This window comes from Lentibacillus salinarum (genome assembly GCF_042679865.1).
Taxonomy (GTDB): domain Bacteria; phylum Bacillota; class Bacilli; order Bacillales; family Amphibacillaceae; genus Lentibacillus; species Lentibacillus salinarum.
The window spans coordinates 455,905-472,502 of the sequence record NZ_JBHTNH010000002.1 but is presented as its reverse complement, the minus strand read 5'-3'; the positions used below and the strand labels follow the sequence as shown (position 1 = coordinate 472,502).

Annotated in this window: 18 protein-coding genes and 3 pseudogenes; 20 read left to right on the top strand and 1 reads right to left on the bottom strand. The window is 43.4% G+C overall.

Going from position 1 to position 16,598, the window contains the following annotated elements:
- Window positions 1-170: 170 nt before the first annotated feature.
- From ACFQ4A_RS03165 to ACFQ4A_RS03145, 5 genes and pseudogenes are all read left to right on the top strand, one after another.
- Window positions 171-1,610 (top strand): annotated as a pseudogene (locus ACFQ4A_RS03165) (vitamin B12-dependent ribonucleotide reductase); the annotation flags it as partial.
- 259 nt (window positions 1,611-1,869) lie between these two features.
- Window positions 1,870-2,385: pseudogene (locus tag ACFQ4A_RS03160) on the top strand (vitamin B12-dependent ribonucleotide reductase); the annotation flags it as partial.
- A 342-nt stretch (window positions 2,386-2,727) separates the two neighbouring features.
- Window positions 2,728-3,330, top strand: a pseudogene (locus tag ACFQ4A_RS03155) (hypothetical protein); the annotation flags it as partial.
- Window positions 3,331-3,474: 144 nt separating this feature from the next.
- Window positions 3,475-3,894 (top strand): transcriptional regulator MntR, encoded by a 420-nt coding sequence (gene mntR, locus ACFQ4A_RS03150; protein ID WP_382397469.1) that lies wholly within the window; start codon window positions 3,475-3,477, stop codon window positions 3,892-3,894.
- A gap of 78 nt (window positions 3,895-3,972) precedes the next feature.
- Window positions 3,973-4,863: a patatin-like phospholipase family protein gene (locus ACFQ4A_RS03145; protein ID WP_382397467.1), complete on the top strand. Its 891-nt coding sequence runs from the start codon at window positions 3,973-3,975 to the stop codon at window positions 4,861-4,863.
- Window positions 4,864-4,877: 14 nt separating this feature from the next.
- Here ACFQ4A_RS03145 and ACFQ4A_RS03140 read toward each other — a convergent pair whose 3' ends face one another.
- On the bottom strand, window positions 4,878-5,252 hold the full coding sequence (locus tag ACFQ4A_RS03140; protein WP_382397465.1) for an SA1362 family protein: 375 nt from the start codon (window positions 5,250-5,252) through the stop codon (window positions 4,878-4,880).
- A 272-nt stretch (window positions 5,253-5,524) separates the two neighbouring features.
- Between ACFQ4A_RS03140 and ACFQ4A_RS03135 the strand changes: the two genes are divergently transcribed.
- From ACFQ4A_RS03135 to ACFQ4A_RS03065, 15 genes are all read left to right on the top strand, one after another.
- Window positions 5,525-6,043, top strand: a complete 519-nt coding sequence (locus ACFQ4A_RS03135; protein ID WP_382397463.1) for a YqhR family membrane protein — start codon at window positions 5,525-5,527, stop codon at window positions 6,041-6,043.
- 90 nt (window positions 6,044-6,133) lie between these two features.
- Window positions 6,134-6,568 carry a type II 3-dehydroquinate dehydratase gene (gene aroQ / locus ACFQ4A_RS03130; protein ID WP_382397461.1) on the top strand — a complete coding sequence of 145 codons (435 nt, stop codon included), beginning with the start codon at window positions 6,134-6,136 and terminating at the stop codon, window positions 6,566-6,568.
- A gap of 15 nt (window positions 6,569-6,583) precedes the next feature.
- The gene (locus ACFQ4A_RS03125) at window positions 6,584-7,645 is read left to right on the top strand and encodes a M24 family metallopeptidase (RefSeq protein ID WP_382397527.1); all 1,062 of its coding nucleotides are present in this window, start codon (window positions 6,584-6,586) and stop codon (window positions 7,643-7,645) included.
- Between the two features lie 19 nt (window positions 7,646-7,664).
- Window positions 7,665-8,225, top strand: coding sequence for an elongation factor P (efp, locus tag ACFQ4A_RS03120; protein ID WP_382397459.1), 561 nt, complete (start codon window positions 7,665-7,667; stop codon window positions 8,223-8,225).
- A gap of 602 nt (window positions 8,226-8,827) precedes the next feature.
- Window positions 8,828-9,805: a stage III sporulation protein AA gene (gene spoIIIAA / locus ACFQ4A_RS03115; protein WP_382397457.1), complete on the top strand. Its 978-nt coding sequence runs from the start codon at window positions 8,828-8,830 to the stop codon at window positions 9,803-9,805.
- The gene (gene spoIIIAB, locus ACFQ4A_RS03110; protein ID WP_382397455.1) at window positions 9,750-10,262 is read left to right on the top strand and encodes a stage III sporulation protein SpoIIIAB; all 513 of its coding nucleotides are present in this window, start codon (window positions 9,750-9,752) and stop codon (window positions 10,260-10,262) included. The genes spoIIIAA and spoIIIAB overlap by 56 nt, the downstream gene beginning before the upstream one ends.
- Window positions 10,263-10,281: 19 nt before the next feature.
- Complete coding sequence (spoIIIAC, locus tag ACFQ4A_RS03105; RefSeq protein ID WP_382397453.1) at window positions 10,282-10,488, top strand: stage III sporulation protein AC; 207 nt, start codon at window positions 10,282-10,284, stop codon at window positions 10,486-10,488.
- A gap of 6 nt (window positions 10,489-10,494) precedes the next feature.
- Window positions 10,495-10,887: a stage III sporulation protein AD gene (spoIIIAD, locus tag ACFQ4A_RS03100; protein ID WP_382397451.1), complete on the top strand. Its 393-nt coding sequence runs from the start codon at window positions 10,495-10,497 to the stop codon at window positions 10,885-10,887.
- Window positions 10,888-10,917: 30 nt separating this feature from the next.
- Window positions 10,918-12,117 (top strand): stage III sporulation protein AE, encoded by a 1,200-nt coding sequence (gene spoIIIAE, locus ACFQ4A_RS03095; protein ID WP_382397449.1) that lies wholly within the window; start codon window positions 10,918-10,920, stop codon window positions 12,115-12,117.
- Window positions 12,118-12,128: 11 nt separating this feature from the next.
- Window positions 12,129-12,761, top strand: a complete 633-nt coding sequence (gene spoIIIAF, locus ACFQ4A_RS03090; protein ID WP_382397447.1) for a stage III sporulation protein AF — start codon at window positions 12,129-12,131, stop codon at window positions 12,759-12,761.
- Complete coding sequence (gene spoIIIAG, locus ACFQ4A_RS03085) at window positions 12,758-13,390, top strand: stage III sporulation protein AG (RefSeq protein WP_382397445.1); 633 nt, start codon at window positions 12,758-12,760, stop codon at window positions 13,388-13,390. The genes spoIIIAF and spoIIIAG overlap by 4 nt, the downstream gene beginning before the upstream one ends.
- Window positions 13,391-13,402: 12 nt before the next feature.
- Window positions 13,403-13,978 (top strand): SpoIIIAH-like family protein, encoded by a 576-nt coding sequence (locus ACFQ4A_RS03080; RefSeq protein WP_382397443.1) that lies wholly within the window; start codon window positions 13,403-13,405, stop codon window positions 13,976-13,978.
- 277 nt (window positions 13,979-14,255) lie between these two features.
- Window positions 14,256-14,765 (top strand): acetyl-CoA carboxylase biotin carboxyl carrier protein, encoded by a 510-nt coding sequence (accB, locus tag ACFQ4A_RS03075; RefSeq protein ID WP_382397441.1) that lies wholly within the window; start codon window positions 14,256-14,258, stop codon window positions 14,763-14,765.
- Between the two features lie 13 nt (window positions 14,766-14,778).
- Window positions 14,779-16,143 carry an acetyl-CoA carboxylase biotin carboxylase subunit gene (gene accC, locus ACFQ4A_RS03070; RefSeq protein WP_382397439.1) on the top strand — a complete coding sequence of 455 codons (1,365 nt, stop codon included), beginning with the start codon at window positions 14,779-14,781 and terminating at the stop codon, window positions 16,141-16,143.
- Window positions 16,140-16,526: an Asp23/Gls24 family envelope stress response protein gene (locus ACFQ4A_RS03065; protein WP_382397437.1), complete on the top strand. Its 387-nt coding sequence runs from the start codon at window positions 16,140-16,142 to the stop codon at window positions 16,524-16,526. The genes accC and ACFQ4A_RS03065 overlap by 4 nt, the downstream gene beginning before the upstream one ends.
- Window positions 16,527-16,598 lie beyond the last annotated feature (72 nt).

The following is a 16,598-nucleotide window of genomic DNA, read 5'->3' as shown; positions in this document are numbered from 1 at the left end:
TGTTTATTTCTTGGTATATTAGTCCTTTCCTGTGATTGACAAACGAAGCTGTTTTTGTTCCGAATCCCATATATTGTATTGGTTTGAATTTTAAGCACTATATATTGTTTTATATATCTGAAATATGGTATGTTAATAATAGCATATACGAAAGAAGGAGTGAATCCAATATGTCAACTGCTGTAGAAAACGAGCGTGGTATCGATGTGGAGGTACTGAATGAAGACATCAAACGCTTCCCGCAGGTCCATGCGATTACAGATGATATGCAGTTAACACACAAGGGTGTGTCACGGCTGGTTATGCTTGACCGATATGCGTTTAAAGACACCGGAAAAGTGACTCTTAAAGCAGGGGATTTTGTCGTGTTAACCATCAAGGCTGATCCGAAATTTCCTGCACGCGGACTCGGCTTCGTCAAATCAATTGACCGAGATCATAATCAGGCCATGGTTCAGGTAGATTCAGAGTTCGTATCCGTCCTTGATGATGAAGAAGAAGCCTCAACCGGTATTGTCAAAAGGTCACTTGATGTGATTGATAAACCACTGGAAATCTATTATGAACAAATTTCCAGGCGGAATGCGACAGGTCTTGCAAATGTGGAAATAACTCAGGATAAACAGAATGAATGGTTTGAAAAATTTAACCAGGAATTGAGCAGCATGAACTTCATTCCTGCAGGACGCGTCCTGTATGGGGCAGGAGCAGACACAGATGTCACGTATTTCAACTGCTATGTCATGCCCTATATAAAAGATTCAAGGGAAGGGATATCAGATCACCGTAAACAAGTGATGGAGATCATGTCACGGGGCGGTGGTGTCGGGACAAATGGTTCAACACTCAGACCGCGAAACGCCTTGGCAAGAGGGGTGAACGGCAAGTCATCCGGATCAGTCTCCTGGCTTGATGATATCGCCAAGCTGACACACTTGGTTGAACAGGGTGGATCAAGACGTGGTGCTCAAATGATCATGTTAGTCGATTCTCATCCTGACATCATTGAGTTCATTATCTCAAAAATGCAGAATCCGCGGATATTGCGGTATTTGATGGAAAACACAGAAGACGAGCAGATTAAAAGCCTTGCCGAGGAAAAACTGAAATTCACCCCATTAACAGAGACTGAGGCAGATCTTTATCAGGGGATTGTCAATTACCGGTCAATGCCGGGGCAAGGCGGTTTCACCCAGTCTGCGATTCGTGAAGCGGAACAAAAACTGGCTGCAGGTGGAACTTACGACGTTCATAATCCGGAATTTTTAACCGGTGCGAATATTTCGGTCTGTATCACCAAAGATTTCATGGAAGCCGTCGAAAATGACGATGTATATGAACTGCGCTTTCCTGATGTTGAGAATTATACAGAAGAAGAAATGAAGGTATACAATGAGCAGTGGCATGAAATTGGTGATGTGCGTAAATGGGAAGAAATGGGCTATGGTGTCCGGGTTTATCGCCGTATAAAGGCAAAAGAATTATGGAATCTGATTAATATTTGCGCGACATATTCGGCAGAACCAGGGATTTTCTTTATTGACAATGCCAATGAAATGACAAACGCACAGGCCTATGGGGATCAGGTAGTGGCGACCAATCCGTGTGGTAAAATAGCATAGTTTGCCTCACGTTAAAAATCGGATGAATTGCTGGGAAGCTAAGGGTATAAGCCTAAGTCAATCAGCAGCCAAGCTAGCCAGGGATGGTTGGAAGGTTCAGAGACTAGTCATATACCACTGGAACAGTGATGAAATGGCCACGAGCGTCCGATGCTTCAGTCGTACGATGATTGAAGTAAAGATATAGTCCGACACTCCATTGAAAAATGGAGAAGTCCAGGATAAAGAACCTGGAATATAACAGATGGAACAACCGCTTGCTCCATATTCTGTTTGTAATTTAGCTGCAGTTAACCTTGCAGAAATGGCTGATAAAGATTCAAAATCAGTCAACTTTGAAAAGTTAATGCAAACAGTCAGAACCGGAGTACGTATGCAAGATAACGTTATCGACGCTACACCATACTTTTTGGAAGAGAACAAAAAACAAGCACTTGGCGAGCGTCGGGTAGGTTTGGGTGTTATGGGAATGCATGATTTGCTAATCTATTGTGAAACCGAATATGGTTCAATTGAAGGTAATAAACTGGTTGACCAAATCTTCGAAACGATTGCAACGACTGCCTATCGTGAATCAATTGAATTAGCGAAGGAAAAAGGAAGTTTTCCATTCTTGGAAGGTGATTCAGAGATAGAAACTAAATCGCTACGAGAAGCATTTATTAACACTGGCTACATGAAACAAATGCCGGAAGATATTAGAAAAGGTATATTAGAATACGGTATTCGTAACTCGCATTTATTAACTGTTGCGCCAACGGGTAAGGTTATTGCCCCCTATATCTGCAAAGATGTAGCGTAAACTTGGCTATATGCGGGAAACTCTCAGTATCCTTTCATACTCGCGTCTTGCCAGCGTATTTTGCCTGAGTAAAAACTGAAAGGTGGAGACAATCCGCAGGGAAGTCGTGGCTGACCCCTCAACGACTCTACGCCAAGCAACCATGTTTATGCACTTTTAAATTTAATCAGTTTATGTGAATATCTATGTCACCGCAATTGGCACAAACATGGTTGATGATATAGTCTGATCCTCATGGCGACATGGGGAGTGGGTACTAATAATCCCACCCTCTATAATATTATTTAGAGAGTAACAAAAATGAGTACCGGTACCATGGCCGGCGTTAGCACAGGGTTAGAACCATATTTTTCCTTTTCCTATTTCAGAAGTGGTCGGTTAGGCAAATTTATTGAGGTCAATGCCGATATTGTGCAGGAATACCTCGACGCCCATCCTGATCAGGATCCGGAAAATCTGCCGGAATGGTTTATATCGGCGATGGACTTGACGCCGGAGGAACATGCGGATACCCAATGTGTCATCCAGCGCTGGGTCGACAGCTCCATCTCGAAAACGGTAAACGCACCAAAGGGCTATACGGTAGACCAGGTGGAAAACGTCTATCGCAGGCTGTACAATGGCGGTGCCAAAGGTGGTACTGTTTATGTAGACGGCAGCCGTGACACTCAAGTATTAACACTGAAGGCCGAAGACAATGCTTTTAGTGAACAAACCGAACTTTTTGAAGACGAAAAGCCCAAAGTTGTCCTGATGGATACGGTACAGGAACTTAACAAAACGAATGTGTCGATCGGTTCAGAAGTGGGCGATACATGTCCTGTCTGTCGCCAAGGAAGTATCGAGGATATCGGCGGCTGCAACACATGTACAAGCTGCGGTGCGCAACTGAAATGCGGGCTATAATATGTTTAAAGGAGGAACCGATGATTAGCCGGTTCCTCCTTTAGATGGTGTAAAAACTTGTCACACTGGTGTATATCCTGTATGCTAAATTGAGAAAGATTGTTGCACTGGATAAAAAATTATGACGCTGAAATGAGTGATTCGATGCCTACGCCAAGTATGGAGGATTATATTGAACAAATTCATAACTTAATGGCAGCAAAAGGGTACGCCCGTGTTTCCGATATTGCCGAAGCATTATTGGTCCATCCGTCCTCTGTCACCAAAATGGTGCAAAAACTGGATAAGGATGGCTACCTGAATTATGAGAAATACAGAGGATTCATCTTAACGCCAAAAGGGGAGAAACTCGGCAAACGACTTGTTTACCGGCATGAATTGCTGGAAGAATTCCTTGAGATGATTGGTGTGGACAGTGATAAAATCTATGACGACGTAGAAGGAATCGAGCATCATCTTAGCTGGAATTCCATTGACAGAATTGGTGACCTGGTGCAATATTTCAAAGCCGATGATGGGCGCATCCAGGAGTTGCGGAAGATTATACAGACTAACGAGGCGTAAAACAGACAACCAGTCGGTTCTAATTCCCCGTGTGTCTAATTATGTATAGAAATAAAAGACACAGTGGGGAGAGAACAAATGAAAATTGATGGTGTTTTTTCAGGAGGCGGGATGAAAGCATATGCCTTTCTTGGTGCACTCGAGCGTATTTCTGCCCATAACCATTCGTTTGAAAGGGTGGCCGGATCATCCGCGGGAGCCATTATGGCAGCCTTTCTCGCATCTGGCTATCCCATTCATGAAATGGATGAAGTGATCCAGGAACTAGATGCGGAAAAGCTGTTGGATCCCCCTAAATGGACAACAATTATCCCTTTTTCAAAATGGCTGAACCTTTATTTTCAACTTGGTCTGTATAAAGGGAACAAACTGGAAAACTGGATCTATCAATTATTGGCGGTAAAAAACATCTATACGTTTCGTGATCTGAAACCCGGTTATTTAAAAGTGGTGGTCAGTGATATATCATTGGGAAAACTTGTTGTCATTCCGGATGATCTGGAAAGAATTTATGGCCTCCACCCGGATTATTTTCCGATTGCCAAAGCAGTGCGTATGAGCGCCGGGTTTCCATATTTTTTCATGCCCAAAAAAATACCCGGAAAGACGACCAAAAAAAGCTTGATCGTTGATGGAGGATTGTTAAGTAATTTTCCGCTCTGGGTATTTAAAAATGGGACCGCCCGGGACAAACGGCCAGTTTTAGGGGTGAAATTAAGCGGGTATCCGGAGCAGGAAAAACCACGTGATATCCGGAATGCCCTGGATATGTTCCACGCCTTGTTTTCCACGATGCTAAACGCACATGATGCGCGTTATGTATCCAAATCAGATGAGAAAAATATCATCTTCATTCCGGTGGATCATATCGCCACAACCGATTTTAAGCTGACAGCTGAAACAAAGGAACAATTGGTCCAAATCGGCAGGCAAAGAGCTGATCACTTTCTGACCGATTGGCCAAATTAAAAACCGGTCCAGTGTTAAAAGCTGGCCCGGTTTTTTCGTTTCGATTTGTTGCCGTCAATCACCCGTAGATGAGACGTACGTTTAGCTGATTTCTTTTTCAATGAGAAGGATGATGGACGTTTGGAAGTTGTTGTCGGTTTGGCCTGTTGCTGACTGTATTTGGCTTTTGATTGTTTGACGGCTTGCTTATACTTTTGCGAGTCGTTCGTTGGCTGCCTTTTTCGGAAAAGGAAAACGTAAAGTAAAGCCGAAACAACCACTCCAAATCCAAGCATGGTCAATACTGTTGTCAGAAAAGAAGCTGTATTGCTGAACAGTTGTGTAATAACGCCGATAATAGCCAGACCTATAATCGCATACACCAGCAGGGATCCTTTATTCTTAGCCACTTGGATATCCTCCTTTTTCAGTTCGTATTATCCTATACCACTGTTACCTGCATTTTTATCATCTTTTGCAAAAATTTTTGCTTAACATGCGGTATCTTTTATATAGCATTCTATTTTAATTGTTTCCGTTCTTGTTTAAATTATGCATTATTTTTCCGCATCTTCACCTCTATTATACTAAAAAACCGCTTAGGAAACCACTGTGAGACCGTATCGGAAATGTGGTGATTGGATTGGCGGTGATTGGTAACAATACAACTGAGGTGATCTGAATGGAAAATCAAGATAAACAGCCTGAACAGACACAACGCGAGCTGCGTTTGAGTATTTTGTCCCGGTCGTTGCTGACTGGATTTATCGGTGGGTTATTATGGGGGTTTCTAGGCGTTGGGCTGTACTATTTTAATTTGTCAAAGATAGCCCCAAAAAGTTATCTGCTGCGTTCATGGCTGACAGCGGAATGGATCGACGGTTGGTTGGGTACTGTTTTGTCGATTTTAATGCTCGGAATTCTTTCATTGCTGACAGCGTTTATTTACTTTGTGCTGTTTAAAAAAATCAATGCGATATGGCTGGGTGCGGCCTTTGGGGTTATGTTATGGTTTCTGGTGTTTTATATCGTGAAACCGATTTTTCCGAATATCCCACATTTGACAAATCTGAACGTCAACACAATTGTTTCAACAATCTGTTTGTATATACTCTATGGGACATTTATCGGTTATTCCATCTCGTATGATTATCATGATACACTCTATAAAACAAAAGCCAATCGAGAACAGGAGAATTAAAATTAAGCATGCAGCGTTACGCAATCGTTTGAATTTGTGATAAACTGGAACAGTCCCGACTGATTATATTGATAAAGGGTGACGTGCCAGATGAACCATCTTTTGCTGATGAATGGACCAAATATTAATTTACTGGGAAAACGGGAACAAGACATTTACGGCGATGTCACGTTAGCGAGGATTGAGAAGGAATTGACCGATTTGGTCGAGGAACATGGGAGTGAACTGGACTGTTTTCAATCAAACCATGAGGGAGAATTGGTTGATCGTCTGCACCAGGCCAATGAGGCGGCTTATGATGGCATCATTTTTAATCCTGCCGCGTACACACATACGAGCATTGCGTTACGCGATGCGATTGCCGCGATCAATGTCCCGGTCATTGAGGTGCACATCTCAAATGTGCATAAACGTGAAGCATTTCGGCACCAGTCGATGCTTGCCTCTGTTTGTTACGGGCAGATTGTCGGCTTCGGAAAGGACAGCTATCGGCTGGCAGCACGGGCCTTCCTGGAAACGAAATAGAAGGGAATGATGACTGTGGGGAAATTGGACAGACTTCGTCAAAAATTAAAGACACATAACCTGGATGCTATTTTGATTACAAGTCCGATCAACAGAAGATATATAACCGGATTTACCGGTACTGCAGGTGCCGTTATTGTCAGTCAGGACGATGCACGATTCATCACGGATTTTCGCTACATAAAACAGGCAAATGAACAGGCTGCTGATTTTACCGTTGTCGAACATAAGCAATCAATTAATCAGGAGATCAATGAACAGCTGAAACAAATGAAGGTCGAACGTATCGGTTTTGAAAAGGATCATGTAACGTTTTCGGGCTATGAACAGTATCAGGAGACTTTTGTAGCTGAATTGATACCTGTGAGTGGACTGGTGGAGGACCTCCGTCTTATCAAATCAGATGATGAATTGACGGTGCTAAAACAGGCCGCTAAAATAGCCGATGATGCATTTGCCCATATCCAGGATTATATTAAGCCGGGCGTCAAGGAAATCGACATTTCCAATGAACTTGAATTTTTCATGCGGAAACAAGGTGCCACATCATCAAGTTTTGATATTATTGTGGCTTCTGGATACCGCGCTGCCCTCCCGCACGGTGTGGCTTCAGATAAAACGATTCAATCCGGTGAACTTGTGACGATGGATTATGGCGCCTTGTTAGACGGTTATTGCTCTGATACGACCAGAACGGTTGCGGTCGGTGACGTCAGTGACGAGCTGAGACAGATTTATGATACGGTTCTGGAAGCGCAGCTGCGAGGTGTTAACGGTATGAAGCCGGGGATGACCGGAAAAGAAGCTGATGCTTTAACGCGCGACTATATAAAGGAGCAAGGGTTTGGCGATTATTTCGGCCATTCAACAGGGCATGGACTTGGAATGGAAGTTCATGAAGGACCCGGGTTGTCCTATCGGTCTGACAAAAAACTTGAATCGGGCATGGTTGTGACGGTAGAGCCCGGCATTTACATCCCGGATGTTGGCGGGTGCCGCATTGAAGATGATATCGTTATAACAGAAGCAGGCAATGAACGGCTGACACAGGCGACAAAAGAATTCATCCAACTATAAACTAAAGGAGGCGTTCGACATGATTTCAGTCAATGATTTTAAAACGGGTTTAACCATTGAACTCGAAAATGATGCCTGGCAGGTTATGGAATTCCAGCACGTTAAACCCGGAAAAGGTGCCGCTTTTGTCCGGTCAAAACTTAGGAATGTGCGGAATGGCAATATACAGGAAAAAACATTCCGTGCCGGCGAAAAAGTCAATAAAGCGCATGTTGAAAACAGAAAGATGCAATATTTATACGCATCAGGCGACAGTCATGCATTTATGGATACAAACACATACGAGCAAGTGGAGCTGCAAACAAGCCAAATCGAGAATGAATTAAATTTTATGAAAGAGAACATGGAAGTATCCATCATCACGTATGAAGGCGACGTCATCGGCGTTGAGCTTCCAAAAAATGTGGCATTAACGGTAACGGAAACAGAACCGGGAGTGAAAGGCGATACAGCAAGTGGTGGCGGAACGAAGCCGGCAACACTGGAAACCGGTTATGTTGTCCAGGTACCGCTCTTTATCAATGAAGGTGATGTCCTGTCAATCAGTACATCGGAAGGGAAATACGTGTCCCGGGCATAAATTAGAAAAAACGCTGACACGTCTTTTGAGATACCAGAGGTCAGAAGTCAGATTGGAACAACTGGGCGAGTTAGCCGATTTCGGTATTTAAAAAGTCGTACAAAATTTTATCCTCCCTCTATATACTAACGATTTCTCTTGTTTTCCTAAGGTTTGTTGCTTTTGAGATAAGAAGAAAAACATTTAAAATCTCTGAGCAGTCCGAGTACACGTATACTCCTGCGGGAAGTAAGAGATAGGCAAGACCCTACAGGGCGGATGCCCGAGGAGGCTTGCCACTCGCTCGCGGAAAGCGAAGTGTATTCGGACTGCGGGCTAAATAACAAAACTCCCTACGAAAAGAAGCCTTTAAGAACAATTCGGTTGCTGCCTCGTCTTTCCAGAGACTGGAGAGTAGAAATCAGACTGGTGGAAACAAGAAGAGTCAGCTGATTTTGGTATGGCCGACTATCAGCCAAATTTAATACGCTCCCATTCCTTTGAAAAAAACGGTCCTGTCCATCAGACCGTTTTTTTATTGGTCTTTTATGCTGGTTAAAGTCATATTTCCATTTGAAAAACATACATTGATTAACAAGCTATTGTAAAGGTGAGGACAAGTAATGGAAGAAATATTGGGCTTATTTCCGGAAAATATCAGACAAGCCATCAGAACAAAAATTAATAATCGGTGGGACGGGATGCAGGAGATCCGCTTCCGGCTTCAGCAGCCAATTGAACTGATTTTTGACGACCATACCGAATGGGTACACGGAATAAGGCCAGACCGAAAAGATAGTATTTTCCTTTTAAATCAGCTGAGCGAATTCTCCTTATACCGGATGGAGGATGAATTGCGCGAAGGCTACGTCACCATAGAGGGCGGACACCGTGTCGGATTATCCGGAAAAGTAAATACAGTGCATGGCCATGTGAAAGCCATCCAGCATATCGCTTTTTTTAACATCCGGATTGCCAAACAGAAAATCGGCTCGGGCCTGCCGCTTATTCCTTATCTTTACCAGCAGCAATATTTGAACACGCTCATGATTGGCCCGCCACAAACGGGCAAGACCACGTTAATACGCGATGTAGCGCGTTTGATTGGTACCGGCTGGGGGAAGATAGACGCTCATAAAGTAGGCGTTATTGACGAGCGTTCGGAAATTGGCGGCGCAAAAAAAGGTATACCCCAGCATGATTTAGGGATCAGGACCGATGTTATGGATGCTTGTCCTAAAGACGAGGGGATGATGATGATGATCCGGTCCATGTCTCCTGAAGTATTGATTGTCGATGAAATAGGCCGAGAATCAGATGTACAAGCTTTAATGGAAGCTATTAATGCCGGTGTCATTGTCATATGCACTATTCATGGCCATTCACTAAAAGCTCTGCAAAAGCGTCCGTCTTTAGAACCGTTATTCACCCAGCATGTTTTTCAGCGCTTTGTATTGCTGGACAGGCGTAATCGAGCCGGGGATATACACCGTATTTATGATCAAAATGAAGCGAATCTTTTGCAGAAATCGAGGTGCGTTGCGAATGCAGTGGATTGGCGCGCTTCTTTTCATCGGCACAACAACAATGATCGGGTTTGAAATCAGTAAAAAGCTGAATGAAAGGCCACGACATATCAGACAAATGAAAAACGCTCTACAGATGCTGGAAGCCGAAATCCTTTACAGCCAATTAACATTACCGGATGTTTTTGCAACGATCGCTTTGCAACTGCCGCAACCGGTAAGTTCATTTTTTGATAATTTATACGCCTCTTTACGCCAGCACCATGCTGATTTGCACAGTATATGGGACAACCATGTCGATGCGTTGATTCAAATGTCTGCTTTGGATGCCAATGAAGGGGAAATCTTGAAACAATTTGGCAGAACACTGGGACAGCACGATTTTGATCAGCAGCAAAAACAGATCTATTTGACGCTTAAACATCTGGACCGGGAACTAGATGAGGCACGTGATCAGCAGTTTAAATACAGCAAAATGGCAAAAAGTTTGGGTCTTTTGTGCGGTATCTTCATTGTATTACTGCTTATCTAGAAGGGAAAGGAGTACACCAATGGCTATTGATGCATCCATATTATTTCAGATTGCCGGTATTGGGATTATCGTTGCACTCATCCATACGATTCTTAAGCAAATGGGCAAAGAAGACATGGCTCATTTTGCAACCGTTGTCGGGTTCGTCATTGTTATGGTAATGGTCGTTAATCAACTTTCTGACCTCTTTCAGCAGATAAAATCTGTATTCCTTTTCCAGGGGTAGTCATCAATGGATATCATTCAAATCGTTGTGATTGGAATCATTGCGAGTTTGTTATATATCATTTTAAAAGAAATCAACACGTCCTTTGCTTTTTTTCTAGTTCTTATAACGACGATTCTGATTTTCCTGGTCGTTATTCAACAAATCGGTGTCATTTTCCAAATGATTGAGACATTGGGAACGAAGGCGAATATCGATGGCATCTATATGGAGACGATTTTAAAAATCATTGGAATAGCCTACATTGCCGAACTCGGTGCCAACCTCACAAAGGATGCCGGGCTTCAATCAGTAGCAGCCAAAATTGAACTTGCCGGGAAAATTTTCATACTCATATTGGCCGTTCCCATCATCACCGCTGTGATCGAGGCGATTTTAAGTTTCGTCGGTTCGGTTTAGGATCAGTCCAGGAAAGGAGTCATGTGTGGCGTGATACAACATAAGTGGCTATACGGGATCGCGTTCATTCTGCTGTTACTCCTTATGAGTCATGGGACTGTTTCGGCTGCAGAAGATAAAGAAGTCAAAGAGGAATCATCTCCTGAAGACATTGAAGCACAGCTTTTGAATGATATCTCCCTTGATGGCATGCAGTCATATTGGAAAACCCTGGTCGATGATTATGGCGGTTATGTGCCAGAGCTTGAGAAAACTAGCATATATGAGTTCATTAAAGATCGGGGTTCTTTTTCCATTAAAAATACATTATGGGGCCTGCTCGAATACTTATGGCACGAACTGATTCTGAATGGTAAATTGTTGGGCATGCTGCTGATGCTGACATTATTTTCGATTATTCTGCAAACGATGCAGACAGCTTTTGAAAACAGTGCTGTCAGTAAAATTGCTTACTATGTAGTCTATATCGTGCTCATATACCTGGCTTTAAACAGCTTTTATCTGGCTGTTTCCTATGCCAATGATGCGATTGACACGATGAGCAGTTTTATGATTGCTTTATTGCCGCTTGTCCTGGGTATCATGGCCACCCTGGGCAATGTGATAACCGTTTCCTTTTTTCATCCGATCGTCATTTTTCTGATTAATGTTAGTGGGGTGCTCGTTTCCAGGTTTATATTGCCTTTACTGTTTCTCGCTGCCCTTTTATTAATTGTGAGCAGTTTAAGTGATCAGTATAAAGTGACAAACTTAGCCAATTTATTGAAGCAAGTCGGAATGGGAACATTAGGTGTGTTTTTAACCATATTTCTAGGCGTTATGTCAGTACAAGGAGCAACGAGTGCTGTCCAGGATGGCGTAGCGATGAAGACAACGAAATTCATCACAGGCAATTTCATCCCAGTCGTCGGGCGAACGTTTACAGATGCGACCGATACGATATTAAGCGCCTCCTTATTATTGAAAAACGCTGTCGGGGTCGTCGGTGTGCTGATCATTATTTTGCTTGCCGTATTTCCAGCCATTAAAATCTTTGCTATTGCCTTGATTTATAAGCTTGCAGCAGCTATTTTACAGCCGATTGGTGATGGTCCTGTTATTTCAACATTGGACACCATCAGTAAATACATTGTGTTTATTCTTGCCTGTCTGTTAGCGGTCACATTTATGTTTTTTTTGTCAATTGTCATTTTAGTCGTCGCCAGTAATATCACGATTCTTCTGCGTTAGGGCGTGAGACAATGAATATCCTGATTGAATGGGTTACCCAAATCATCATATTTGTGCTGCTGGCGTCTGTGGTTGATTTGCTTATCCCGGCAACATCCATGAAAAAGTATGTCAAATTGGCGGTTGGTCTGATTTTGATCCTTATTTTTTTAAAGCCGGTGTTTTATGTGTTCAATATGGACGTCAGACAGGCCCTGGAGCAGTCTTTCACCCAGCTGGAAAAGGAGCAGAATCAGGGTGTACAGACGGAAAATTTAATAAAAACACAAAAAAATGAAATACAAGACTCCCAACGTGCATATATTTTAGAACAAATGGCTGTCCAATTAAAAGATGTTGCTGACAGTCCATTACAACAGGAATATCAGCAGCAAATAACGACGATCGATTTTCAAATGTCGCAAGGTGCTGATCTTACATATGAAAACTTGGGTGAGGACTTGGAAAACATTAATGTCACATTACAGGATTCAGCAGAACAGGAGGAGGGAGTGGATGTTGTTGAAGATGTTGTCATAGATACACATGAGCCTTCAGAAGATGAAATGGCCATCGATGTGGAAGGGGTAAAAGAACTGCTGAGCACCGTATGGGAGATTGAGAAAGAAAAGATCACCATTATAGGGGAGGGAGGGGCATCTTGAAAAAATTCATCAAAAAATGGCTGCAGCATTCAGATTCAGCTGATAACCCGCCGAAAAAAGCAGGCTATATCCTTGTCATCGGTTTAATCGGGTTATTACTGCTGATCATCGGCAACATCTTTTCATCTAAAGATGAAGCTGAAGAATCACCCGTCGAAGATATCCGGGATCAGGCAGAAGAACAGCCTGCGGATGAAACATTTTCCGATAAGTCATCGGAAACATCGAATATAAGCGAAGTGGAAGAAGGCTATGAAGATGACCTGCAGGATATGCTGGACCAGATACAGGGTGTGTCAGAGGCAGAAGTAATGGTGAATCTTGATTCAACCAGCGTGAAAGTATTTGAAAAGGACCTGATAAACGGTCAGCAAGTAACTGAAGAATCAGATACAAACGGCGGGACAAGGGATGTTGAAGATACACAAAAAGAAACACAAGTAGTATTGGTCAACCAGGGGGATAAGGAGGTTCCACTGCTTGTCCGTACCGAAAAACCGGATGTAAGGGGGGTTTTTGTTGTTGCCAAAGGTGTTGATCATGCAACGGTAGAGCAATGGGTGGTTGAGTCGATTTCACGTGTCCTCGATGTTCCAACACATAGAGTTTCTGTAATGCCAAAACAATAGGAGGGTCCCGTAATGTTAAAAAAACAGACGGTCTGGCTTTTGACAATGTTAAGTTTGATGATTGTGTTAAGTGTTTATTACATGACATCACCAGGTAATGATGGTGACCTTGCATACTTTGATCAGGGCGAAACAGCGTCGGAGGAGGCAACTTCTTCCGAAACGACAGACAGTGACGAAACGGACGGGAATGGGGATGCCGATGTAGGCGACATGACCAATCTGGGGGAGGATCAGTTATTCGCGAACATCCGGATGGAAATTCAGGACGAGCGGAGTGAAGCGAAAGATCGGCTGGATGATGTCGTTGCCTCCAGTACAGCAAGTGTTGACGAAAAGAATGAAGCCAGAGATGAGATGAATCAGCTTGATGAGATCTCGAGAAAGGAATCGATTCTGGAAGATTCCATTATCGCAGCAGCTGATTACAGCGATGTGCTTGTGCGGCATGAAGATGAGACAGTTCATGTCCATGTTAAAGAAACCGAACAGTTAAGTAACTCTGAAGTCGTGAACATCATGCAGATGGTCCGTGATGAGTTTGGTGAGATAACTGTGGATGTTGACTACCAGCCGACAGAGAGCTAAGCTGCTTCCCAATCAAAGCTATAGGAATAAAGCCGGGTGAATTTGTCACCTGGCTTTTTCCATTCTTGACATCAAAAGTCAGCCGCAATTAGTAAAGAATAGAAATTCGCATAAATGGCACAAGACTGGTATAATAATGACGTTGAAAGCGATTGACAAACCGCCTGTTTAAGGAAAGGTACCGTGGGTTGATGTTTTTATTCTATTTATCGTAAAATATGAAGAGTAATAATCCGTACTTAATTATTAAACTGTAAAAAACGAAGGGGTGCCAGACATGTTAAAAGTTCAGGAACTACGCGAATTAATCAAACTGATCGATCAGTCAGCAATCGATGAATTTACTTATGAAGCTGATGGAACAACGGTCACGATGAAAAAATCAGATGCCCGGCCAGGACCGGCTGTGGATGTCCGTCCGGCCGAAACAATCGAACAGCAGGCAGAACCCGTTAAGCAGGCGGAGCCGGAAAATCAGCCTGTACCAAAGGAAGACGGCATACCAAGCGAACAACCAGCTGTGGAAAAAGCAGCCGAAGCGGCTTTTGACCATGAAATTGTTTCACCAATGGTTGGGACATTTTACGCCAGACCGAATCCGGAAAGTGATGCTTATGTCAAAAAAGGATCACGTGTTGAGGAAAATACAGTAGTTTGTATTGTGGAAGCAATGAAACTGTTTAATGAAATTGAAGCAGAGGCAAGCGGTGAAATAACTGAAATTCTGGTGGAGGATGGCGAACTGATTGAATACGGTCAGCCATTGTTCAGAGTGAAGACAAAATAGGGGGATGTCGCGTTTGATTAACAAAGTACTTATAGCGAACAGAGGCGAAATTGCGGTCCGGATTATTCGGGCTTGCAAAGAAATGGCTATTACAACCGTTGCCGTTTATTCCGAAGCCGATAAGGACGCGCTGCATGTGCAGCTGGCTGATGAAGCTTATTGCATTGGTCCGGCACTCAGTAAAGACAGTTACTTGAATTTCACGAACATCATGAGTGTCGCCACGCTGACAGAGGTTGATGCCATCCATCCCGGGTACGGCTTTCTGGCAGAAAATGTCGACTTTGCTGAGATTTGTAAAGCGTGTCATATCACGTTCATCGGCCCTTCTCCAGAAGCCATTCAAAAAATGGGCATAAAAGATGTTGCCCGGGAAACGATGAAAGCAGCTGATGTACCCATCGTGCCGGGTTCGGAAGGCATCATCGAAAACGAGGATGAGGCCAAAGCCATTGCTGATGACATTGGTTATCCGATCATCATTAAAGCAACAGCAGGCGGCGGTGGAAAAGGAATCCGGGTTGCTAGAACCGAAGAGGATCTGATTAAAGGAATCCAGATGACACAGGAGGAAGCCGAAAAATCGTTTGGTAATCCAGGGGTTTATCTGGAAAAATACATTGAGGATTTTCGCCACGTGGAAATTCAGGTGCTAGCCGATCAGCATGGCCATGTGGTGCATCTGGGTGAAAGGGATTGTACGATTCAGCGACGACTGCAAAAACTTATTGAAGAGTCGCCTTCACCGGCCGTTACCCCAGCGATTCGCCAAAAGATGGGTGAGGCGGCTGTGGAAGCAGCAAAGGCTGTTGATTATGTTGGTGCCGGAACCATTGAATTTATTTTTGATCGCAAGAATGCGTCATTTTATTTTATGGAGATGAATACCCGGATACAGGTTGAGCACCCTGTAACGGAGATGATAACCGGTGTCGATTTGATTAAGGAACAGATTAAAGTGGCCAACAACGAAAAATTATCCTTTCGGCAAGACGATATTGCATTTGATGGCTGGGCAATGGAATGCCGGATCAACGCCGAAAGCCCGTTTAAAAATTTCATGCCTTCCCCCGGAAAAATTGACTTGTATCTCCCACCCGGCGGTTTAGGCGTACGAATTGATTCCGGTGCATACACGGGATACAGCATTCCACCGTTTTATGACTCGATGGTTGCCAAATTAATTACGTTTGGCGAAACGCGGAAAGAAGCCATTGACCGTATGAGACGCTCGCTGGATGAATTCGTTGTTGAAGGTGTTGACACGACCATTCCGTTTCATCGTCAAATCATGGATCATCCAGTTTTCGTGAACGGTGATTTTAACACGAGATTCCTTGAAGAAAATCCGATTATAGAAAAGGATGATGAAAGATGAGCGAACAGCCTTTGCTGAATGTAAGTGATGATTCAAATCTGGGAACAGTCGAGATTGCGCCGGAAGTCATTGAAGTCATCACAGGTATAGCGGCTTCTGAAGTGAACGGGGTATCCGCCATGCGCGGGAATTTTGCAACAGGCGTCGTTGAACGCTTTGGCAAAAAATCACACAGTAAAGGGGTTAAAGTTGATCTGACTGAAAACGGCATCCTGATTGATCTATTTGTCGTATTGAATTTCGGCGTTTCCATACCTAAAGTCGCTCAGCAGTTGCAGGAAAATATTCGTCAGACTTTAAAAAACATGACTGCCCTGGAGATTGACGAAATCAATGTCCACGTTGTCGGCATACAAATGGAAGATACGGAAGAGCAGGAATAAGGTCAAAAGATGACATTCTTTTGACTTTCTTTTTATTCGGATGATGATCATTCTGGCTTTACAAAAGTCGTT